Genomic DNA, 19,077 nt, shown 5'->3' with positions numbered 1-19,077 from the left:
CTAGACCTCCAGGCGCGTGGGCACGCGCACGTGGCGGCGGCCAACGTCGAAGATCAGGGGGTCATGGCGCGCGGCCCAGACGGCCAGGCCATGACCGACCAGCCAGACCCCGACGCCGACCAGCCAGAGCCGCAGGCCCAGGCCCAAGGCGGCGGCCAGGGTGCCGTTGACCAGGGCGATCGCGCGCGGGGCCCCGGCCAGCAGCATCGGCTCAAGCAGGGCCCGATGTACGGGCGCGGCGAACCCCATCGCGCGATCGCCGGCCATCAGATCACCGCCCCGCCGCCGAACGAGAAGAACGACAGGAAGAAGCTGGAGGCGGCGAAGGCGATCGACAGCCCGAAGACGATCTGGATCAGCTTGCGCGAGCCGCCGGAGGTGTCGCCAAAGGCCAGGGTCAGGCCGGTGACGATGATGATGATCACCGCGATGATCTTGGCGACGGGGCCTTCGATCGACTCCAGGATCCGCTGCAGCGGCTCTTCCCAAGGCATGGACGAGCCGGCGGCCTGGGCGTGGCTGGCGGCCAGGATCGCCGTCCCGGAAAGCCCGGCGGCGATCGACCGCAGGGTCAGGCGCGAGAAACGCCACCGGGGCGGTTCGAACGAGACTCCAGGCGCGACGAGACTATGAGACATGGGGAATCTCCTTTGAGGTCAGGGCGGGGGTGAGCTGGTAGGCGCCGTCGGGCCCAAGGCCGGTCAGGCGCGCCAGATCGACCAGGCGGCGCTGCCGGCCACGGCCGGAGATGACGGCCACCAAATCGATGGTTTCGGCGATCAGGGCGCGCGGCACGGTGACCACCGCTTCCTGGATCAGCTGTTCGAGGCGCAGCAGCGCGCCCAGGGCCGACCCGGCGTGCAGGGTGGCCACGCCGCCCGGATGGCCTGTGCCCCAGGCCTTGATCAGGTCGAGGGCTTCAGCGCCGCGGACCTCGCCGATGATGATGCGGTCGGGCCGCAGGCGCAGGGACGAGCGCACGAGGTCGGCGAGACTGGCCACGCCCTCCTTGGTGCGCAGGGCCACCAGGTTGCGGGCCGGGCATTGCAGCTCGCGCACGTCCTCGATCAGGACCACGCGCTCATCCAGCGCGGCGACTTCGGCCAGCAGCGCGTTGACCAGGGTGGTCTTGCCGCTGGAGGTGGGACCCACGACCAGGATGTTGTGGCGCTGGGCCACCGCGTCGGCGAGCACGCTGGCTTCCTGCGCCCGCATCACGCCCTGCTCGACATAGGCGCCCAGCGGAAAGACGACGCTGGCCGGCTTGCGCAGGGAGAAGGCCGGGCCTGAGACCAGCGGCGGCAGCAGGCCCGCGAAGCGCTCGCCGCCGCCCGGCAGTTCGGCCGCCACACGCGGCCGGCCCGCATGGACCTCGACGCCGACGTGATGAGCGACCAGGCGGATGATCCGCTCGCCGTCGGCCGGGCTCAACAACAGATCGGCGGGCCGCAGCCCCACATCGAACCGGTCGATCCAGACCGAACCATCGGGGTTGAGCATGATCTCGGCGACGCCGGGATCTTCCAGGCGAGCGAGCAGCAAGGGACCCAAGGCCGTGCGCAGCATGCGATGGCTGCGCGACATCTCCAGATCAGGCTTGGAAGGCTCCACGGCGCATCCCCGTTGTTGACGGGGATGAGTAAGAAGACCGCGTTCGGGCCGGCCTCAACAGCCAAATGGGCCGGGAAAACAACGGCTACGAGAGAGAACCTCGCTGCATGGCGAGTGGCGGATTCCGCGCTAGATCGACGAGCGGGGCGCCTTGGCTATCGAACCCTGTGGTCAGGATCGCGCCATATAAGGGGCCGTTGGCTTGGCTCCAGAGTTCAGACATACAGCCGAAGGCGCCCACACCTAAACGATCCTGCTCGCCAAGCGACTCGCCAGGCGAATGGCTTGGGGCCAGCTTGAGGCAGATCAATGCCCTCCCGTCTGAGGCCCCTACTCACATCAGCAGCACGAAGCCCAAGCCGCTGATGCCCTATCGAAGCGGCACCCGTGCTACCAAGGCTCAAAATGAACTACAGCGTCACCGCAGAGCGCATCGACGGCCACGGGAGCCTGGCGCGAGCCAAGGATGCGAGCCTTGTCCTGGACACGGATGTCGCTGGCCGCCGGGATGCGTTCAATCCCGCGGAACTGTTCCTGGCCTCGATCGCAGCCTGCATGATCAAAGGTATCGAGCGGGTCACCCCGCTCCTCAACTTTAAGCTTCGCGGTGTAGAGGTTCGGATCCAGGCGGTGCGCCAGGACGCGCCGCCCCTCATCCAGCGCGTGGACTATGAGTTGATCGTCGACACCGACGAGGACGATGGTCGCCTGGAACTCCTGCATCGCAATGTTCGCAAATATGGGACGATCTCGAACACGGTCGCAGCGGCGACCGTCTTGGAAGGGGTCATTCGCCGCAGCGTGGTCCAAGCCGCGACCTGAAGCCCCGTCTAGTCGCCAGGGAGGCGCACATGACCTACGTATTTTCCAAGAGCCTCAACGTTACATTCGACGAGGCAGTCATACGGACTCGCGAGGCCCTTGCGAAGGAAGGCTTTGGCGTCATCACGGAGATCGATATCCAGAAGACCTTGAAGGCCAAGATCGGCGTGGACTTCCGTCGCTATCTGATCCTGGGCGCATGCAACCCGGGGCTGGCGTATGAAGCGCTGAAGCTGGAGGCCAATGTGGGCGCCATGCTGCCCTGCAATGTCGTGGTGCAAGAGGGAGATGATGGGCGCACGGAGGTCTCCGCCATCGATCCCGTCGCGTCCATGCAGGCGATCGACAACGCGGGCCTGAAGGACGCGGCTCGGACGGTCGCCGACAAGCTCCACGCGGCGATTTCCAGCCTGTAGGCGAAACCGCCAGAGCTATGACGACAAGGATGTCGCCAGTGGTTTTAGGCGTAACCAGCGCGCAACGGCGTAATGGCGGTTCCAAGCCTAACCTTGTGCTGCTCTGGGGAGCACCGCCAATGCGCCGGAAGGAGACACTTGCTTAGGTCCAGAAACGCGACATTCGTTTCAGGAAAGCTCGGACCACTTTAAGCCAGTTCTGATTGAACCGGGATGGCCAACGGAGCGGCAAGCTATCCGTCGCTTGAGGCGCCCGCCATCCGGTGTCGTCGAGTTGGATGGACGCATGCAAACACAGGAGGTCCGCAATTACCGTCGCCGACCTCGACCAAACCTCACCGTCCAATTTGCCCCAGGGCGCATTGGTGAACGAACGCCTTTCGGCAGTTCTGATCCGCTTATCCCTGTCGGGGAATGAACGCCTATCGATCGCCGATCTGATGGACGGCTTCGGAGAGCGATCCTTTGGCAGCGTGTTGCTGGTCCTGGCTGTGCCCGCGACCTTGTTGCCGCCGCTGGCCTCGGCTGTGCTCGGCGCGCCGCTTCTTTTGATCTCGACCCAGTTGTTGATCAGGCGCGCACAGCCTTGGTTGCCAGAAGGCTTGAGCCGACTGAGCCTTGGGCGGGCGCGCGCCACGATCGTCCTGGCTCGCGCCGCCAAAACGTTAGAGCGCCTGGAGACGGCCTCGCGCCCACGGTTCGACGCTTTGTTCCATCCCTGGCACGCACGCGTGGTCGCCGTGGGCTGCATGGGCCTGTCGATGGTCCTCATGCTGCCGACGCCCATCGCCCATACGGCCGCGGGCCTGGGGATCGGCGCCTTCGCGGCGGGGCTCATTCAGCGCGACGGCCTGGCCCTGCTGGCGGGCTGGTTGCTGACGATCGCCTGCGGCCTCATCCTCGCCCTCATGGTGGCCGGCGCACTGATCGGCTGGCGACATCTAGGTTAGGTGCGGTCGGCCTTCCCCTGGTGCTAGACAACCGCGCCAAACAGCCGGCCGATCCCCGCGGTCAAAGCCATCGCCGCCGCGCCCCAGAACGTCACCCGCACCACGGACCGCCAGACGCCGGCGCCGCCCGCCCCCGCGCCGACAGCCCCGAGCACGGCCAGGCAAGACAGCGCGGCCAGCGCGACGGCGACTGTCAGCCAGGCGGCGGGAACCAAGAGCACGATCGCCAGCGGCAAGGCCGCCCCCACCGTGAACGTCGCCGCCGAGGTCAGGGCCGCCTGGATCGGGCGGGCCGTCGTGTGGGCGGAAATCCCCAGCTCGTCGCGGGCATGGGCGCCGATCGCGTCCTTGGCCATCAACTGCTCGGCGACCTGCCGCGCCACGTCCGGCGCGACGCCTCGGGCCACATAGAGCCCAGCCAGTTCGTCCATCTCGGCGGCCGGGTCGGCGGCCAGTTCCGCGCGCTCCCGGGCCAGGTCGGCCTTTTCGGTGTCGGACTGGGAAGAGACCGAGACATATTCGCCGGCCGCCATCGACATCGCGCCCGCCACCAAGCCGGCGGCCCCGGCCAGCAGAATAGCGCCCTTGTCGGGATTGGCGGCGGCGACGCCGACGATCAGGCTGGCGGTCGAGACGATGCCGTCATTGGCGCCCAGGACCGCGGCGCGTAGCCAGCCGATCCGGGCCACCAGATGTCGTTCGCTATGCAGGCGGCTCATGGGGAAGGTCCTTCAAAGGGGTACGATCGCGAGGCCACCGGGCCAGGGTCGCGCCTGGGTCAGCGGCGGTAAAAATACAGGTGAAGAGCGCGCCGCCACCGTCGGCGTTTCGGGCGGTCACGACGCCGCCGTGGGCCTCGACAAGACTGCGGACAATGCCAAGGCCCAGCCCCGCCCCGCCCTCGGCGGCGCGGGACTTGCGCCAGAAGCGGTCGAAGATCCTGTCGATATCCTCATTCGCAAGGCCGGGGCCATGATCGCGGACGGACAGGCGCGCACCAGGACCGACGGTGACCTCGATCGGCCCCTCGGGATTGGCGTGACGGATCGCGTTCTCGATCAGGTTCCGCAGGGCTCTGGCCAAGGCGTCCGGATGGCCACGCAGCCGAGCGTTTCCCAGATCATTCAGGCGGACGTCGTGGCCGGCCGCGAAGGCGTGGGGCGCGATCTGTCCAACGACCTGCGCCGCCAGGGCGGCCAGGTCGATGTCCTGCGCATCGGTCAGTTCCAGGGCATCGGCCTGGGCGAGGTCCAGCATCTGGTTGACCAGGCGGGTCATCGACTCGACCTCCTGGGCCAGGCGGGCCTTGCCAGGACTATCGGGCAGGCCTTCGATCCGCAGCCGCAGAACCGACAGCGGCGTGCGCAGTTCGTGGGCCGCATCGGCGGTAAAACCCTTGAGCAGCCCCATGGCCTGCTGCAATCGATCCAGCGCCCGATTGACCGCGCCGACCAGGGCGGCGACCTCCCGCGAGGCGTCCGGCTCGGACAGCCTGGCGTCCATGCGGCTGGGATCCAGGGCGTCGACCTGACGAGCCGCCAGCGACAGCGGCTTGAGCAGGCGGCCGACGACCTGGACGTTGAAGAGTAGCAAGAGCAGCGTCAGCGGAATGAGCGGCAGGGCGACATGCTCGACCAGTTCCTGGCCGATCACCGGCCAGTAGAGCCGATTTCCACGGGCCTGCGCGGTGATCGCGATCCAGCGGGGCCCAGCCTGGCCCTCAAACCGCTGAACCCCAAAAATTCGCGTGCCTTGAGAGGTGGTCTCGCGCTGGGTCCAGTCCAGCATGCCCGCCGACGGCGCCTTTGAGGCGCCAGCCAGATCCCCGACCTTGCCGACCAGGCGTTGCCCGCCGTCAAACACCTCGACCCGCCAGGCGCTCACCCCAGCGGGCTTAGCCAACTTGGCCAAGGCGGCCGAAGCCTCCTGCGATTTAGGCTCGCCGGTCAGCAGGTGATCGGCGCGTTGCGCCTGCTGAGCGATGAAGTCCTCGGCCAGCGCCTGCTCGTCATTGGCGTACATCGGTACGACGATCGCCACATCGAGCAGGGCGAAGACCAGGGCCAGCAGGGTCAGCCGCAGGGCGATCTGTGTGAACAGACTTTGTCGGCGCGGCGCGCCGGGTGTGGCCTCAGCCATGCGCGCAAGCCGCGTGCGTTGACGCCAGCAGGACGTAGCCGACACCGTGGGCGGTTCGCAGAATGACGTCGGCCCCGGCGCTGGCGAGGCGCTTGCGCAGGCGCGAGACGGCCACCTCAAGAGCGTTGGGCGTCACTTCCGCATCCATGGCGTAAAGCTGGTCTTCCAGGCTGGCCTTGGGGACGACCTGACCCGCCCGTCGCAAGAGGTGTTCAAGCAAAGCCAGCTCCCGAGGGGTGATGGCGACGCTGACGCCCGCGACCTGAAGGCTCCGGCTGGCGGTGTCCAAGGCGACATTGCCCGCGCTCAGGACGACGCCCAAACAGGCGCCGGGCCGTCGCAGGAGAGCTCGGCAACGCGCCGCCAGCTCGGCGATGTCGAACGGCTTGACCAGATAGTCGTCGGCGCCGACGTCGAGCCCGGCGATCTTCTCGCCCAGGCCGCCACGCGCGGTGAGGATCAGGATCGGTACGACGTCACGATCACGTCGCAGGCGCCTGACGAGATCCAGGCCATCACCGTCCGGCAGTCCCAGGTCCAGCAGGATCAGGTCGTAGGCCGCCAGGCCCCGCGCCTCCAGGCCCTCTTCCAGCGTCTCCCGCCAGTCGATGACGAAGCCCTCGCGCTCGAGCCCTTCGACGATCAACTCGCCCAGGCGCGCATTGTCCTCAATCAGCAGCAGGCGCATGGCAGACGTCGCTTCCCTTCGGCGCACGCTTGAAACCGGTGATCATCGCCAGGACCAGGTTCTCGCGATGACGCCAGCTTTCGACAAGCGCCGCCAGAACGTGGACGATCGCCATGATCAAGATCACATTGGCCGCGCCTTCGTGCAGGGTTTCAAGCCACCGCTCGCCCCAGAAGGCGTCCAGCCCCATCATCCAGCCCGTGACGCCGCACGTCATGACCAGGCCCATCAAGGCCAGCATCATCACCGCGCCCGCCGGATTATGCCCGACATAGCGTGGCTCCCGGCCTCGCGACAGGGCGACCAGATAGGCCAATAGGCGGCGCGGACCGGGCGCGAAGTCGGCGAAGCGGGCATGGCGCGTGCCGATGAAGCCCCAGACTAGGCGGATCACGACGGCGGCCAGCACGACATAGCCGACATAACGGTGGACCGTCTTGACCTCCCGCAGGACGGTCAGGTTGGCGATGCAGCCGAGAGCCAGCGTCCAATGGAAGAGGCGCACGAGTGGATCCCATACCTTGACGCGCGCCGGGGGCGGCGGCGCCAAGGCGTTGGAGATCGGAACGGCGTCGCCCGAGGTTTGAGGCGACATCGGCGTCTAGTCCTCGTTGTCCTGGACGATCGCGCCGGTGACCGGGTTGAAATAGACCTCGGCCTTCTTGCCGGCCTTGTTCATCCCATAGATCTCGTAGCAGCTGCCGCTGACCTGGAAGACCTTGATCTTGGTGTAGCCCAGGGCTGCGATCTTGGCCTTCATCTGGGCCTCGGTGAGCCACTTGGCCTTGGGCTCGGTCGTGCATTTGGGGCCAGCGACGGCGGCGCCGGCGATGGACAGGGTGGCGGCGGCGATGGTCGCCGAGATCAAGAATTTGCGCATGGACTTTCTCCGTTGAAATCCGGAGCGGGCGCTCCTTGATCGCCAGGCTGACCGCGGCGGCTGACGAAAACCTGACGGACGCCAATTTTACGATCGCCTGGCCTGTCAGGTTTTCGTCAGGCCGCGGGCGGAGGTTGGCGGAGCGCGAACCGCGCGCCCTCGGAGACTTCCCATGACCCTGACCAAGCTTCTGGCCGCCGCTGCGCTGGCCGCCATCGTCTCGACCGGTCCGGCCTTGGCCGCCGACACTCTGTCGCCCCAGACCCGCGAGAACCTGCAGGCCGCCATGCACGGCGAGGCCTTCGCCAACCTCAAGTACCGTCGCTACGCCGAGGTCGCCCGCGAAGGCGGCAATGAAGCCCTGGCCAAGCTGTTCGAGGACTCGGCCAATGTCGAAGCCAACGAGCATTTCGCGCGTGAGGCCGACGCCCTGAAGCTGGACGGAACCAACGCCGCCAACCTGCTCGACGCCATGGCCGGCGAGAAATACGAAAACAAGACCATGTACATCGGCTTCGCCGATCAGGCGGAGAAGGCCGGCGACCTGAAGACCGCCGCCCTCTTTCGCCAGATCGCCGCCGACGAGGGCGACCACTATGCCCGCTACAAGGCCGCGCACGACCAGCTGGCCGGCAAGTAACGCCAAGCGCCTCGGCCAGATTGTGGCCGAGGCGGCCGCTTGGCGCGGAACGTCCCGCGCCCCGGCGAATTGACGTCATCTAGGCGGCCATTCCAGACGGCGATCTCATGCGAGATCGCCAAGCGGTCGGACCCGAAAGGGGTCTGATCACTGGCAGACCGTTGGCGGCGCTCTGACAGGATCTGGCCGCCGACGCATCGTCTTCCCGACAGCCTTAAAGATTACGCGCCGCCTGTGGTCCTTGGCGCGATCGTACCGCAACCTCAACACCGAGAAAGGGCTGGCCATGCCGGTCATGACGCGCCTTCGGGCCTACCACGCCGTGCTCGCCGTCCTGGTGCTCGCGGCCTATTTCAGCACCGAATGGGGGGCTGTTCACGCCTGGCTTGGCTATGGCGTGGCGGTTGTGATCCTGGTGCGCGTGATCATGGCGCTGACGGGCGCGCCCCAGTTGGGCCTCATGCGGTTCTACCCGCAGATCCATGGCCTCAAGCTCGACAACGCCTTCACCCATCCGGCCATCAGTCGGGTCCTGCTGCTCGGCATCGCGGTCTGCCTGATCGGGGTGACCGGGACAGGCATCGCGATGGATCGGGGGCGAGCCCTCAAACCCGCCTCAAGTCCCGCATCCGGACCGGTCGCGGCGCAAGTGGAAACGCGCGGCGAGCACGAGGGTGGCGAAGAGGATGAGGGGGGCGAGGAAAGTCCGCTCGGTGAAATCCACGAACTGTTCGGCAACGGCCTGATGCTTCTGGTCGCCGGTCACGTCACCTACCTGCTGCTCTTCAAGCGTCCCCTGGCCCGCTTCATGATCCTGGGCGTGTCCAAGTCTCCGCCTAAATGAATCTAGAAGGCTCGGCAGATCGCTAGCTGCGCCCCCGATCGCAAAAGCGTTACTCCAAGTAGAGAACGATAGATGCGCTTTTCCGTTCACGACGTGGGGCTGACTGGCGCCAATTGCAGACTCTGGAACCGCGCCGGAAACTCGACCTTCAAACCGGCGCGCGAATAAGTTCGACTCTAGCGTGACGCTGGCGGCGATGTCGGCAACAGACCGCATTGACGCGGCGCCGACCTTGGCGCCTCTGCTTTCGGCGCGACCACTCAGTCCGAGGTTCAAAGGTCGTGCAGGTGGCCGATCTCGTTGATCCGACGTGCTTTCACGCCACCGCCATCGATGTCCACCTCGGAGATGCCGCAAGGATCCTGGGCCAGTCGCCAGTAGGCGCTCAGCGGTTGATCCAGCAGTTGCAGCAGGAGCGCGCGGTTGACGCTGTCGTGGCCGACGAACACCACGGTTTCGCCGGGGTACTGTTCAAGGGCGAGCCTCAGCGCGTCGGCTGTCCGCGCGACGAGGTCCTGCAAGGCCTCGCCTTGCGGAAACCGCACCAAGTGCGGCGATGTGCGCCAGAGGCCAAACCGTTCGGGATCGGATTTCTGGACTTCTTCATGGGTGCGCCACTGCCAGGCGCCGTAGTCCAGATCGTGGAGGTCTTCGGTGACAACGACGCCGACGTCGCCGCAGGCGCGCGCGACTTCCTCGGCGGTCCGGCGACACCGTTGCATGGGACTGCTGTAGACGATCGAGGGCGTCCAGTTTCCCGCGATGTAAGCGGCGGTGCGCGCGGCCTGCCGCGCCCCAAGTTCAGTCAGTTCCAGTTCGATCCGCCCTCGGAAACGTTCGGGGTGAATGCCCTCGACGTGGCCGTGGCGGGTCAGAATCAGCTTGGTCAAATCTGACGCTCTCAATTGATCTAGGCTTTGGGCGCTATCGCAGCACGAACATGGCGATCGTGGCGACAGCCATGACCCCCGTCGCGGCCCAACCGAAGATCCTCTGCGGCAGGGTGGCGATGAACGACCCCATCTCGTGGCGACGCGAGGCGACCACCATCATCGCCGCCATGATCGGCACGGAGATCACCCCATTGAGCACCGCGCTCCAGAACAGGGCTTTGATCGGGTCGATCGGCGAATAGTCGATGGCGATCCCCAGCACGGTGGCCAGGCCGATGACGCCATAGAAGCCGATGGCCTGGCTGGCCGGGCGCTCCAGGCCCGTCTTCCAGCCACGCGACTCGCTGATGGCGTAGGCGGCCGAGCCGGCCAGGACCGGCACGGCCAGCAGGCCGGTGCCGATGATGCCCAGGCTGAACAGGAAGAAGGCGAAGTCGCCGGCGATGGGCCGCAGGGCCTCGGCCGCCTGGGCCGAGGTCTGGATGTCGGTCTTGCCGGCGGCGTGCAGGGTGACGGCGGTGGTCAGGATGATGAAGAAGGCGATGAGGTTGGAAAACCCCATGCCCAGCAAGGTGTCCCAGCGGATGCGGCGCAGCTGCGCCGGGGCCTGGTCGGGATTGGCCAGGAGCGAGCCGGTGTCGGGATCGGCCTCCTCGTCCTCCACCTCCTCGGAGGCCTGCCAGAAGAACAGATAGGGGCTGATCGTCGTGCCGAAGATCGCCACCACCAGCGTGACCGCGGCGCCGGTCAGGGCGATCTGGGGCATCAGCGTGCGCAGCGCGACCTGGCCCCAGTCGATGTGGACCGTGAACACCACGGCGACATAGGCGAACAGCGCCAGGGTCAGCCATTTGAGATAGCGGACATAGCGGTGATACGGCACCAGGATCTGCAGCGCCAAGGAGATGGCGGCGAACAGCCAGGTGAACACATGCTGGCCCCAGCCCAGGGTGAGCTTGGCCGCCGCGCCCATGGCCGCCAGGTCGGCGCCGATGTTGACGGTGTTGGCGACGAACAGCAGGACCACCAGCAAGGTGACGACGCCCCGTGGGAAGACGCGCGCCATATTGGCGGCCAGACCAAGTCCCGTGACCCGGCCGATGCGGGCGCTGATCATCTGGATGGCCGTCATCAGCGGATAGGTGAAGACCATCGTCCACAGCATGTTGACGCCGAACTGCGCCCCGGCCTGGGAGTAGGTCGCGATGCCGCTGGGATCGTCGTCGGCCGCGCCGGTGATCAGCCCCGGTCCAAGGCTCTTGAAGATACTGGCGCGGCGCAGGACACGGACGGCGGTTTTCACGCAGGGCTCCAGACGGTCAGGGGTTGATCCATCGGCGCCGATCCCGATCGCGGCCAGGTCGTCATCTTCGGCGAAGTCGCCGGATTTCGGCGTCGTAGGTCTCGTTGGCGGCGCGCCGCAGCAGGCTCGAGACATTGATCATCAGCTTCACGACCCATCGCCCGCGTCGACGTCTTGTCAATCGCTCTCTCACCGCCGCGTTGAGGCGCTGCGCCCCGGCGATCAGCAGCGCCATCTTCCATATGGCGATCTTGCGCTCGATCCGGTCCACCGGGATCTCCAGAACCGCACGGCGCCACGCGGCGAACGGGCCGTCGTCGCTCGACAATGACCACGGCGAGGCGCCGCCGCAAGTGCGGAGCGGACCGCATTGACCTATCCCCCCGGGGAGGATAGGTCAATGCGATGGCCCACGTCGTTCACGAGACCCACCCCCAGATCGTCAAAAGGCTGAAACGCGCCGAGGGGCACCTGCGCAACGTCATCGGCATGATCGAGTCTGGCCGCTCCTGCATGGAGCTCGCCCAGCAACTGCATGCGGTCGAGCGCGCCGTGGCGGCGGCCAAGAAGACCTTGATCCACGACCATATCGACCATTGCCTGGTCCATGCCGCCGAGGATGGGCCCGACGCGGCCGGCCACGCGCTGGACGAACTCAAACAGCTCACCAAGTACCTCTGAGGCGCCTATGGCATCCCTGGCCGATCTCCTCGCGCAGGGCGCGGGCCATGCCTGGCTGTTCGTGCCCTCGGCCTTGCTGCTCGGCGCCCTGCATGGCCTGGAGCCGGGCCACTCCAAGACCATGATGGCCGCCTTCATCGTCGCGGTGCGCGGCACGGTTTGGCAGGCGATCCTGCTGGGCTTGTCGGCGACCGCCTCCCACACGCTGATCGTCTGGATCATCGGCCTGACGGGCCTCTATTTTGGCCGCAACCTCAACCTCGACACCGCCGAGCCCTGGTTCCAGCTGGCCTCGGCGGTGATCATCATCGCGGTCGCCTTATGGATGGTGTGGCGCACGTGGCGCGATGGCCGCGCCGAAGCTAGCGAGCATGACCACCACCATGACCATGCTCATGATGAGGTTCGGCGCATCGACACTGGCCATGGTCTCCTCGCCCTAGCGATCTTCGAAGACGAGATGCCGCCGTGCTTCCGGGTTAGGGCCGAACGCGGCCAAGCCCCTCGCGCCAGCGAACTGACCGTCACCACAACCCGCCCGGACGGCGCGGTGCAGACCTTCGTCTTCATCGACCGGGGCGCGTTTCTGGAATCGATCGACGCGATCCCCGAGCCCCATACCTTCGAGGCGCGCCTGTCGATCGCCCATGGCGGTCACGGCCATGACTTCGACGTCGTCTTCGCCGAGCATGACCACGGGCATGATCACGGCCTGGACGTCGCGGATCCCGGCTATCAGGACGCCCACGAACGGGCCCACGCCAACGACATCAAGAAGCGCTTCGCCGGCCGGGACGTGACCACGGGGCAGATCGTGCTCTTTGGCCTGACCGGCGGCCTGATCCCCTGCCCGGCCGCCATCACCGTGCTGCTGCTTTGCCTGCAGCTCAAGCAGGTCGCCTTGGGCGCCACCCTGGTGCTGTGTTTCTCGATCGGTTTGGCCGTCACCATGGTCACCGTCGGGGTCGTGGCGGCGCTCGGCGTGCGCCATGCCGAAAGGCGTTTCGCCGGGGCGTTCTCGGCCTTCGCCCGCCGCGCGCCCTATGCCTCCGGCGCGCTGATCATCCTCGTCGGCCTGGCTCTCGCGGCCCAGGCGGCGCGAGCGATTCTTAGCTGAGCCGCGCCTCGCCCCAGACGCGCAAGGCGGCCCCACGAAAGTTTTGTTGCGGCGCGACAAGCCGCTTGACAGCGCCGCTTTCGAGGATCATTTCGCGGCCGTCGGCAATCCTCCCCAGGAGGATCGCTCGACACATCAACGGAAACCCCGAACCCATGCCCAGCGACAGTCACAGTCGATCCAACACGCCGCGAGAGGCGTCCCGGTAGGGTCTGGTTTCAGGCTCCCTCGGTGACGGCCGCTCGCGGCCCATAAACGAGGTAGAGCCCCATGGTTTTCCTGTCCGGAGACCCCAAGGCCGCGCGCCCGATCGCGCGCTTTCTTCGCGTCGGAACCGCCCCGTCCTGGGCGGATCTGATCGCCTTCCTGCTTCTGGCCGCCGCCGCGATTCTGATCGTGCGCGGGGCCGACGACATGGGCCAGTCCCTGGCCGTGCTGCATGCCGCGCCGGTGACGCTGGACCCGGCGCGCCTGCCTGAATACGCCCTGCGGACCACGCTGCGGATGTTCCTGGCGCTGGGCGCCTCGCTGATCTTCACCTTCACGGTGGCGACCCTGGCGGCCAAGAGCCGCAAGGCCGAGCTGATCATCGTGCCGGCCCTGGACATCCTGCAGTCGGTGCCGGTGCTGGGTTTCCTGACCTTCACCGTCACCTTCTTCATGGGGCTGTTTCCCGGCCGCCAGCTGGGCGTCGAGTGCGCGGCGATCTTCGCCATCTTCACCAGCCAGGCCTGGAACATGGCCTTCAGCTTCTACCAGTCGCTGCGCTCGATCCCATCGGACCTGGACGAGGTCAGCCGGCAGTTCGCCTTCTCGCCCTGGCGGCGGTTCGTGCGGCTGGAGCTGCCATTCGCCACGCCCAGCCTGGTGTGGAACGTGATGATGTCGATGTCGGGCGGCTGGTTCTTCGTCGTGGCCTCGGAAGCCATCACCGTGGGCGACACCACCGTCACCCTGCCGGGGATCGGCTCTTGGCTGTCCCTGGCCATCGCCCGCCAGGACATGAAGGCCGTGGCCATCGGCGTCGGGGCCATGGCCGTGGTCATCGTGCTCTACGATCAGCTGGTGTTCCGGCCGATCGTCGCCTGGGCCGACAAGTTCCGCTTCGAGCAGACCGCTTCGGGCGAACGCCCGGGATCGTGGCTCTACGACCTGGTGCGCCGCACCCGCTGGCTGCGCGCGGCCTCCGCGCCGCTGTCCTGGCCCGCCAAGGTCATGGCTGCCGTCGATTGGCCGGCCGCGCCGACGGTCCGCCTCGACCGCCTGGCGCCGCCTGCCTGGCTGGGCAAGGCGCTGGACGGTCTCTGGCTCGCATTGGTCGTGGGGCTGGGCCTCGCCGGCGCCTGGGTGCTGTGGGAATATCTGAGCGCCCACCTGGTGTTTGCCGATCTCGTCACCGCCTTTGGCCTGGGCCTGGCGACCCTGGTCCGGGTGGTGGTGCTGATCGCCCTGGCGACGGTGGTATGGGTTCCGGTCGGCATGTGGATCGGCTTGCGCCCGGCCTGGGCCGAGCGCCTGCAGCCGATCGCCCAGTTCCTGGCCGCCTTCCCGGCCAATGTGATGTTCCCGTTCGCGGTGGCCGGCATCGTCGCCTTCCACCTCAGCCCCAACATCTGGCTGTCGCCCCTGATGGTGCTGGGGACCCAGTGGTACATCCTGTTCAACGTCATCGCCGGGGCCAGCGCCATTCCCAGCGACCTGAAGGAGGCGGCCGGGATCTTCGGGATGCGCGGCTGGCAATGGTGGCGGCAGGTGGGGATCCCCGGGATCTTTCCCTACTACGTCACCGGCGCCCTGACGGCTTCGGGCGGGTCCTGGAACGCCAGCATCGTCGCCGAGGCCGTCACCTGGGGCGACAAGCATCTGGAGGCCGCGGGCCTGGGCGCCTTCATCGCCAAGGCCACGGCAAGCGGCGACTACGCCCGCGTCGCCCTGGGCGTGGCCGTCATGTCGATCTTCGTCATCGCCTTCAACCGCGCCCTGTGGCGACCGATGTACCGGTTCGCCGAGCGTCGACTCCGTCTGGCTTAGGGAGGAACTCCCCATGACCCACACCACCACCCACTTCACTCACGTTCACGACACCCGCCTTGTCGAGGTCCGCAACGTCCGCCACCAGTACGGCAAGGCCGGCGGCGCCAACCTCTTGGTGCTCGACGATGTCGACCTGACCCTGTGCGACAACGAGATCGTCGGCCTGCTGGGGCGCTCGGGCTCGGGCAAGTCGACCCTGCTGCGCTCGATCGCCGGCCTGATCCAGCCGACCTCCGGCGAGATCGAGTTTCCCAAGCGCGCCGGCGAGGCGCCGACCACGGTCAGCATGGTGTTCCAGAGCTTCGCGCTCTTCCCCTGGCTGACCGTGCAGGAGAACGTCGAGGTCGGGCTGGAGGCCAAGCGCGTCAAGCCGGACGAGCGCCGCCGGCGGGCGCTCGCCGCCATCGACCTGATCGGCCTGGACGGCTTCGAGAACGCCTATCCCAAGGAGCTGTCGGGCGGCATGCGCCAGCGTGTCGGCCTGGCCCGCGCCCTGGTGGTCGATCCCTCGATCCTGTTGATGGACGAGCCGTTCTCGGCCCTGGACGTCCTGACCGCCGAGACTCTGCGCACCGACCTGCTCGACCTGTGGAGCGAGGGCCGGATGCCGATCAAGTCGATCCTGATGGTGACCCACAACATCGAGGAGGCCGTGCTGATGTGCGACCGCATCCTGGTGTTCTCGTCCAATCCGGGGCGCGTCGTCTCCACCATCAAGGTCGAGCTGCCGCAGCCTCGCAATCGCCTCGACCCAGCCTTCCGGGCCCTGGTCGAGAGCATCTACGTGCAGATGACCCAGCCCGGCCAGGCCCAGGGCGGGCGGCAGAACGAGGGGCTGTTCCCGGGCACGGGGATCAGCATGGTGCTGCCCCGCGTCTCGACCAACACCCTGGCCGGCCTGATGGAGGCGGTCAGCGCCGCGCCCTACGAGGGCAAGGCCGATCTGCCCGTGCTGGCCAAGGAACTGCAATACGAGGCCGACGAATTGTTCGCCATCGCCGAGACCTTGCAGCTCTTGCGGTTCGTCGAGTTGGAAGGCGGCGGCCTGCGCCTGACGCCAGCCGCGCGACGCTACGTCGAAGCCGACGTCGATGATCGCAAGCAGCTCTTCGCCCAGCACCTTCTGGCCCATGTGCCGCTCGCGGGGCACATTCGCCGGGTGCTGGACGAGCGCGCCTCGCACCAGGCGCCGGCCGTGCGGTTCCGTGACGAGCTGGAGGACTCCATGTCGCCCGACTACGCCAGCCAGACCCTGAAGGCGGTGACCAACTGGGCGCGCTACGCCGAGGCCTTCGCCTATGACGAGGGCGCCGACCGCTTCACCCTCGACGATCCCAACTGACCGGCGCTTCGCCTCGCGCTTCCCACGGGAGATCCCCATGGCGATCCTCTTTCGCACGCGTATCTTCGCGGTCGCGTCCGCATGCCTGCTGAGCCTCGCCCCGCGCCTGTCCTGGGCGGAGGACGAGAACTTCGCGCCGACCTATCCGGTGTCGCTGACGATCCACGACACCCTGGACCTGTGGCGCAACACCAGGGGCGGTCTCAAGGTCGGCGACACCCAGCTCAACAAGCTGCAGGTGGCGCTCGGCTTCGACGGCGACGCCCTGGGCCATCCGGACTGGAAGGCGCGGCTGCAATATTTCCGCACCAATGGCGAACGCCTCAGCGGCGGCCGGGTCGGCGACATCCAGACCGCCAGCAATATCGAGGCGCTGAGCACCGACCGACTGATGGAGGCCTGGATCGAGCGCGGCCTCTGGAAGACCGGGGCGGTGCGCGTCGGCCTGATGGACCTCAATGCCGACTTCGACAGCATCGCGCCGGCCGGCCTGTTCCTCAACAGCTCGCATGGCATCGGCCCGGACCTGGCCCAGACCGGCTTGAATGGTCCGTCGATCTTTCCGGTCAGCGCCTTCGGCGTCCATGGCGTGTGGAAGGCCTCGCCGTCCCTGACCCTGCGCGCGGCGGCGTTCGACGGCGTGCCCGGCGATCCCGACCACCCCAAGGCCTTCGCCGCCGTCAAGCTCAGCCGCCGCGACGGCGCCCTGCTGATCGGCCAGGCGGATTGGGCGGTCTCCGACGACGTCCAGGCCTCGTTCGGCGCCTGGCGCTATACGGCGTCCTTCGACCGCCTGGACCGTCCGGCGCGCCAGCGGGGCCAGGGCGGCGCCTATGCCTATGTGCAGGGCTCAATTCCGGGGCTGAAGAACTGGAGCGGCTGGGTTCGGGCGGGCTTCGCCGATCCCAACATCGAAGTCGTCGGCGACTATCTGGGCCTGGGCCTGGTCAAATCCGCCCCCTTCCCCGATCGCCCGGACGACCAATTCGGCCTCGCCATCGCCCACGCTGGGATCTGTGGGCCCGCCAGGCGATCGGACGATCTACCGAAGGCGGAAACGACCCTGGAGCTGACCTATCGCTATCAGGGGCTCGCGGTGCAGCCAGACGTCCAGTACGTCATCCATCCCGCCTCACAGGCCGGGTTGGACAACGCCCTGATCATCGGCCTTCGGCTAAGCCTGACCTTCAAGCATCCGGTCGACGCGCCGCTCGACTGAGCGGTCCGTCAGGCACGGTTAGCGCGGCGCCATCTCCTTCCAGATGGCCTGCAGGATCCGCACCTGAGGATCGACCACCTGTCGCAGGTCGTGGGGCTCGCCGAACGCCAGGCCGATCTTCAGGCCGCGACGCCAGATCACCCTGGCGTCGTAGACCAGGCCGTCGCGCGCCAGGAGAAGCCGCAGCGGACCGGCCAGCAGGATCGGCGCCTGCAGGTCGATCAGGGCGCCGCCGGGGCCGACATTGCGGATCCCGCAAGGCACGGTGACCGCCGGCTCGCCATACGCCAGCTGGCCCGCCAGCAACGTGCGCTGGCGCTGCGCGCTTCGGCGCTCCACCGGGCGCTGGACGGGCGAGGTCTCGAACGGCGACATGGCTGCAGCATCTCACTCAAAGCTTGAGCTTAGGTTGCCGAAGGCCGACGCCACCTGGGATGGGAGGCCTTTCCATGCCATAGCGCGCTCATCGAAGTGTCAGTGATCGCCGGAGAATCCATGAGCGTCGTCGCCGCTTTCGCCTATGCCGCCGGAAAGCGGGCTCGAGAGGTCTTTCTCGACCAACCCGACAGCCTGGAGCCGCGCGAGGGCGAGTTCCTGTGGATCGGCCTCTTTGAGCCTAACGAGGCGGAGCTTCGGACCCTACAGGACCGTTTCGACCTGCATCCGCTGGCCGTCGAGGATGCGCTGAGCGCTCGGCAGATGCCCAAGGTCGATGTCTACGGCGAGCAGCTGTTCATCGTCGCCAAGACCGCACACCTCGAGACCGACCATATCGCCTATGGCGAGACCGACATCTTCCTGGGCCCCCGCCATATCATCACGGTGCGCCATGGCTCGGCCCGCGCCCATAACGAGCTGCGCGCCCAGCTCGAGGCCTCTCCAACCCTGCTGGCCCACGGCGGCGACTATGTCCTGCACGCCGTGCTCGACTTCATCGTCGACGGCTATCTGCCGATCGTCGACTCCATCGAGGAAGAGATCCAGCTGATGGAGCGTCACGCGCTGGACGCCTTCCTCAGCCGCGCGGAGGTGACCAAGATCTTCACCCTGCGGCGCGAACTGATGAAGTTTCGCAAGCTGCTGGGGCCGATGGAACAGGTGGCCAGCCACCTCGAACACCATGACGTGCCCTGCGTCGACAGCGAGGTGCGCCTCTATTTCCGCGACGTGCGCGATCACATCCAGCGCGTTGCGGCCCTGGTCGAAGGCTTGCGCGACGTCCTGTCGTCGGTGTTCGAAATCAGCACCCTCATGGAGCAGCAGCGCCAGGGCGCGATCACTCGGCAACTGGCCGCCTGGGCCGCCATCCTGGCTGTGCCGACGGCCATTGCCGGCATCTATGGAATGAACTTCGAGCACATGCCTGAGCTGCGCTGGAAATACGGCTATTTCCTCGTGCTTGGCGCCATCACGCTAATCTGTGGCTTGCTCTACCGCCGATTCAAACGCGCCAAATGGCTTTAACGCTAGCGGCGTCGCGCCTCTAGTCCGATCGGCG

Annotated in this window: 23 protein-coding genes; 11 read left to right on the top strand and 12 right to left on the bottom strand. The window is 67.1% G+C overall.

Features of this window, described 5'->3' with window-relative positions; translation table 11 throughout:
• From AC1RNC_RS23095 to trbB, 3 genes are read right to left on the bottom strand one after another with little or no spacing between them, the layout of a single operon-like run.
• Positions 1-267: a VirB3 family type IV secretion system protein gene (locus AC1RNC_RS23095; protein WP_096054052.1), complete on the bottom strand. Its 267-nt coding sequence runs from the start codon at positions 265-267 to the stop codon at positions 1-3.
• Positions 267-638, bottom strand: coding sequence for a TrbC/VirB2 family type IV secretion system protein (locus AC1RNC_RS23090; protein WP_233279871.1), 372 nt, complete (start codon positions 636-638; stop codon positions 267-269). The genes AC1RNC_RS23095 and AC1RNC_RS23090 overlap by 1 nt, the downstream gene beginning before the upstream one ends.
• Positions 628-1,566 (bottom strand): P-type conjugative transfer ATPase TrbB, encoded by a 939-nt coding sequence (trbB, locus tag AC1RNC_RS23085; protein WP_205685724.1) that lies wholly within the window; start codon positions 1,564-1,566, stop codon positions 628-630. The genes AC1RNC_RS23090 and trbB overlap by 11 nt, the downstream gene beginning before the upstream one ends.
• A gap of 450 nt (positions 1,567-2,016) precedes the next feature.
• On the opposite strand from trbB, the gene AC1RNC_RS23080 reads away from it, so the two are divergent.
• The 3 genes from AC1RNC_RS23080 (at position 2,017) to AC1RNC_RS23070 (ending at position 3,799) form a co-directional block, all read left to right on the top strand.
• The gene (locus tag AC1RNC_RS23080) at positions 2,017-2,433 is read left to right on the top strand and encodes an OsmC family protein (protein ID WP_096054051.1); all 417 of its coding nucleotides are present in this window, start codon (positions 2,017-2,019) and stop codon (positions 2,431-2,433) included.
• A 29-nt stretch (positions 2,434-2,462) separates the two neighbouring features.
• On the top strand, positions 2,463-2,849 hold the full coding sequence (locus tag AC1RNC_RS23075; RefSeq protein ID WP_492888398.1) for a DUF302 domain-containing protein: 387 nt from the start codon (positions 2,463-2,465) through the stop codon (positions 2,847-2,849).
• Positions 2,850-3,214: 365 nt separating this feature from the next.
• Positions 3,215-3,799, top strand: a complete 585-nt coding sequence (locus AC1RNC_RS23070) for an exopolysaccharide biosynthesis protein (protein WP_492888396.1) — start codon at positions 3,215-3,217, stop codon at positions 3,797-3,799.
• Between the two features lie 23 nt (positions 3,800-3,822).
• Here the strand turns inward: AC1RNC_RS23070 and AC1RNC_RS23065 are convergent, their stop codons facing one another.
• The 5 genes from AC1RNC_RS23065 to AC1RNC_RS23045 are packed head-to-tail and all read right to left on the bottom strand — an operon-like array spanning position 3,823 to position 7,506.
• Positions 3,823-4,518 carry a VIT1/CCC1 transporter family protein gene (locus AC1RNC_RS23065; RefSeq protein WP_492888394.1) on the bottom strand — a complete coding sequence of 232 codons (696 nt, stop codon included), beginning with the start codon at positions 4,516-4,518 and terminating at the stop codon, positions 3,823-3,825.
• Positions 4,502-5,938, bottom strand: coding sequence for a sensor histidine kinase (locus AC1RNC_RS23060; protein WP_492888393.1), 1,437 nt, complete (start codon positions 5,936-5,938; stop codon positions 4,502-4,504). Before AC1RNC_RS23060 ends, AC1RNC_RS23065 begins: the two co-directional genes overlap by 17 nt.
• On the bottom strand, positions 5,931-6,626 hold the full coding sequence (locus AC1RNC_RS23055; protein ID WP_492888392.1) for a response regulator: 696 nt from the start codon (positions 6,624-6,626) through the stop codon (positions 5,931-5,933). The genes AC1RNC_RS23060 and AC1RNC_RS23055 overlap by 8 nt, the downstream gene beginning before the upstream one ends.
• On the bottom strand, positions 6,607-7,221 hold the full coding sequence (locus AC1RNC_RS23050; protein ID WP_492888391.1) for a cytochrome b/b6 domain-containing protein: 615 nt from the start codon (positions 7,219-7,221) through the stop codon (positions 6,607-6,609). The genes AC1RNC_RS23055 and AC1RNC_RS23050 overlap by 20 nt, the downstream gene beginning before the upstream one ends.
• Positions 7,222-7,227: 6 nt before the next feature.
• Positions 7,228-7,506, bottom strand: coding sequence for a PepSY domain-containing protein (locus AC1RNC_RS23045; RefSeq protein WP_492888390.1), 279 nt, complete (start codon positions 7,504-7,506; stop codon positions 7,228-7,230).
• Between the two features lie 172 nt (positions 7,507-7,678).
• Between AC1RNC_RS23045 and AC1RNC_RS23040 the strand changes: the two genes are divergently transcribed.
• Positions 7,679-8,146 carry a ferritin family protein gene (locus AC1RNC_RS23040; RefSeq protein ID WP_492888389.1) on the top strand — a complete coding sequence of 156 codons (468 nt, stop codon included), beginning with the start codon at positions 7,679-7,681 and terminating at the stop codon, positions 8,144-8,146.
• Between the two features lie 286 nt (positions 8,147-8,432).
• Positions 8,433-8,990 carry a cytochrome b/b6 domain-containing protein gene (locus AC1RNC_RS23035; protein WP_492888388.1) on the top strand — a complete coding sequence of 186 codons (558 nt, stop codon included), beginning with the start codon at positions 8,433-8,435 and terminating at the stop codon, positions 8,988-8,990.
• Between the two features lie 272 nt (positions 8,991-9,262).
• On the opposite strand, the gene AC1RNC_RS23030 is transcribed toward AC1RNC_RS23035, so the two are convergent.
• The 3 genes from AC1RNC_RS23030 to AC1RNC_RS23020 form a co-directional block, all read right to left on the bottom strand.
• Entirely contained in the window at positions 9,263-9,880 is a 618-nt protein-coding gene (locus AC1RNC_RS23030) for a histidine phosphatase family protein (RefSeq protein ID WP_492888387.1), read from the bottom strand.
• 34 nt (positions 9,881-9,914) lie between these two features.
• Positions 9,915-11,186: an NRAMP family divalent metal transporter gene (locus AC1RNC_RS23025; RefSeq protein WP_492888386.1), complete on the bottom strand. Its 1,272-nt coding sequence runs from the start codon at positions 11,184-11,186 to the stop codon at positions 9,915-9,917.
• A gap of 61 nt (positions 11,187-11,247) precedes the next feature.
• A complete protein-coding gene (locus tag AC1RNC_RS23020; RefSeq protein WP_492888385.1) occupies positions 11,248-11,514 on the bottom strand; it encodes a hypothetical protein in 267 nt (88 codons plus the stop codon).
• Positions 11,515-11,591: 77 nt separating this feature from the next.
• Between AC1RNC_RS23020 and AC1RNC_RS23015 the strand changes: the two genes are divergently transcribed.
• From AC1RNC_RS23015 to AC1RNC_RS22995, 5 genes are all read left to right on the top strand, one after another.
• Positions 11,592-11,867 (top strand): metal-sensing transcriptional repressor, encoded by a 276-nt coding sequence (locus AC1RNC_RS23015; protein WP_492888384.1) that lies wholly within the window; start codon positions 11,592-11,594, stop codon positions 11,865-11,867.
• Positions 11,868-11,874: 7 nt separating this feature from the next.
• A complete protein-coding gene (locus tag AC1RNC_RS23010; RefSeq protein ID WP_492888383.1) occupies positions 11,875-12,984 on the top strand; it encodes a nickel/cobalt efflux transporter in 1,110 nt (369 codons plus the stop codon).
• 270 nt (positions 12,985-13,254) lie between these two features.
• Positions 13,255-15,015 (top strand): ABC transporter permease, encoded by a 1,761-nt coding sequence (locus tag AC1RNC_RS23005; RefSeq protein WP_492888382.1) that lies wholly within the window; start codon positions 13,255-13,257, stop codon positions 15,013-15,015.
• A gap of 13 nt (positions 15,016-15,028) precedes the next feature.
• Positions 15,029-16,360, top strand: a complete 1,332-nt coding sequence (locus AC1RNC_RS23000; protein WP_492888381.1) for an ABC transporter ATP-binding protein — start codon at positions 15,029-15,031, stop codon at positions 16,358-16,360.
• Positions 16,361-16,397: 37 nt separating this feature from the next.
• Positions 16,398-17,579, top strand: coding sequence for a carbohydrate porin (locus AC1RNC_RS22995; RefSeq protein WP_492888380.1), 1,182 nt, complete (start codon positions 16,398-16,400; stop codon positions 17,577-17,579).
• 18 nt (positions 17,580-17,597) lie between these two features.
• On the opposite strand, the gene AC1RNC_RS22990 is transcribed toward AC1RNC_RS22995, so the two are convergent.
• On the bottom strand, positions 17,598-17,954 hold the full coding sequence (locus AC1RNC_RS22990) for a PilZ domain-containing protein (protein ID WP_492888379.1): 357 nt from the start codon (positions 17,952-17,954) through the stop codon (positions 17,598-17,600).
• A 120-nt stretch (positions 17,955-18,074) separates the two neighbouring features.
• Here AC1RNC_RS22990 and corA point away from each other — a divergent pair, with 120 nt between their 5' ends.
• Positions 18,075-19,043 (top strand): magnesium/cobalt transporter CorA, encoded by a 969-nt coding sequence (gene corA / locus AC1RNC_RS22985; RefSeq protein WP_492888378.1) that lies wholly within the window; start codon positions 18,075-18,077, stop codon positions 19,041-19,043.
• Positions 19,044-19,077 lie beyond the last annotated feature (34 nt).

This window comes from Caulobacter sp. GW822-FHT01G02 (assembly GCF_058802865.1).
Note: the sequence above shows the minus strand (reverse complement) of the source record. Positions and strands in the feature narration are given on the sequence as shown.

Bases quoted from the DNA above. Each gene is read 5' to 3' on its own strand.
- AC1RNC_RS23065 (WP_492888394.1), bottom strand. From the start codon at position 4,518: ATGAGCCGCCTGCATAGCGAACGACATCTGGTGGCCCGGATCGGCTGG.
- AC1RNC_RS23035 (WP_492888388.1), top strand. From the start codon at position 8,433: ATGCCGGTCATGACGCGCCTTCGGGCCTACCACGCCGTGCTCGCCGTC.
- AC1RNC_RS23045 (WP_492888390.1), bottom strand. From the start codon at position 7,506: ATGCGCAAATTCTTGATCTCGGCGACCATCGCCGCCGCCACCCTGTCC.
- AC1RNC_RS23040 (WP_492888389.1), top strand. From the start codon at position 7,679: ATGACCCTGACCAAGCTTCTGGCCGCCGCTGCGCTGGCCGCCATCGTC.
- AC1RNC_RS23050 (WP_492888391.1), bottom strand. From the start codon at position 7,221: ATGTCGCCTCAAACCTCGGGCGACGCCGTTCCGATCTCCAACGCCTTG.
- AC1RNC_RS23060 (WP_492888393.1), bottom strand. From the start codon at position 5,938: ATGGCTGAGGCCACACCCGGCGCGCCGCGCCGACAAAGTCTGTTCACA.
- AC1RNC_RS23090 (WP_233279871.1), bottom strand. From the start codon at position 638: ATGTCTCATAGTCTCGTCGCGCCTGGAGTCTCGTTCGAACCGCCCCGG.
- AC1RNC_RS22990 (WP_492888379.1), bottom strand. From the start codon at position 17,954: ATGTCGCCGTTCGAGACCTCGCCCGTCCAGCGCCCGGTGGAGCGCCGA.
- AC1RNC_RS22995 (WP_492888380.1), top strand. From the start codon at position 16,398: ATGGCGATCCTCTTTCGCACGCGTATCTTCGCGGTCGCGTCCGCATGC.
- AC1RNC_RS23000 (WP_492888381.1), top strand. From the start codon at position 15,029: ATGACCCACACCACCACCCACTTCACTCACGTTCACGACACCCGCCTT.
- AC1RNC_RS23005 (WP_492888382.1), top strand. From the start codon at position 13,255: ATGGTTTTCCTGTCCGGAGACCCCAAGGCCGCGCGCCCGATCGCGCGC.
- AC1RNC_RS23095 (WP_096054052.1), bottom strand. From the start codon at position 267: ATGGCCGGCGATCGCGCGATGGGGTTCGCCGCGCCCGTACATCGGGCC.
- AC1RNC_RS23075 (WP_492888398.1), top strand. From the start codon at position 2,463: ATGACCTACGTATTTTCCAAGAGCCTCAACGTTACATTCGACGAGGCA.
- AC1RNC_RS23015 (WP_492888384.1), top strand. From the start codon at position 11,592: ATGGCCCACGTCGTTCACGAGACCCACCCCCAGATCGTCAAAAGGCTG.
- AC1RNC_RS23010 (WP_492888383.1), top strand. From the start codon at position 11,875: ATGGCATCCCTGGCCGATCTCCTCGCGCAGGGCGCGGGCCATGCCTGG.
- AC1RNC_RS23055 (WP_492888392.1), bottom strand. From the start codon at position 6,626: ATGCGCCTGCTGCTGATTGAGGACAATGCGCGCCTGGGCGAGTTGATC.
- trbB (WP_205685724.1), bottom strand. From the start codon at position 1,566: ATGCTGCGCACGGCCTTGGGTCCCTTGCTGCTCGCTCGCCTGGAAGAT.
- AC1RNC_RS23080 (WP_096054051.1), top strand. From the start codon at position 2,017: ATGAACTACAGCGTCACCGCAGAGCGCATCGACGGCCACGGGAGCCTG.
- corA (WP_492888378.1), top strand. From the start codon at position 18,075: ATGAGCGTCGTCGCCGCTTTCGCCTATGCCGCCGGAAAGCGGGCTCGA.